A 646-nucleotide genomic window follows, 5' to 3' on the forward strand; every position below is an offset into this window, starting at 1 on the left:
GCATTCAGCGAGCCCGGACTTGGCGCCTTTAGGTAAGTCGGTTTGTGTAATGTCGCCAGTTATGATGGCGGTAGACCCAAAGCCGATACGTGTTAAAAACATTTTCATTTGCTCTGGTGTCGTGTTTTGGCTTTCATCCAGAATAATAAACGCGTTATTCAAGGTGCGCCCCCGCATAAACGCGAGTGGTGCGATTTCAATGACGTTTTTCTCGATTAGGCGCGCAACCTGCTCAAAGCCCAGCATGTCGTATAGTGCGTCATAAAGAGGGCGTAAGTAGGGGTCTACTTTTTGTGCTAGATCACCAGGGAGAAAACCGAGCTTCTCGCCGGCTTCTACAGCAGGACGTACCAAAAGAATTCGCTTTACTTCTTCTTTTTGTAAGGCTTCAACCGCACAAGCTACCGCGAGATAAGTTTTACCCGTGCCGGCGGGTCCAATACCGAAATTAATATCGTGCTGTTTGACGCGCTGAAGATACAAGATTTGATTTTGATTCCGCGCTTTGACTTGTAACTTAGGTGTTTTAATCACCGCATGAATATCGTTCATTGGCTGTGAAGTGACGAGCTCTTGCGCAGCTTCTTGAATATACAGTTGAACCTTTTCCAAAGAAATGTCGGGGGAGTGTTCAGTATCACGCATT

1 protein-coding gene is annotated in these 646 nt (G+C 46.6%); it reads right to left on the reverse strand.

Annotated elements, in window-relative coordinates:
• Positions 1–646, reverse strand: a 646-nt coding sequence (locus tag A3762_RS02845) for a PhoH family protein (RefSeq protein ID WP_156493170.1), incomplete at both ends; no start/stop codon positions are given.

The organism is Oleiphilus sp. HI0125, from assembly GCF_001635355.1.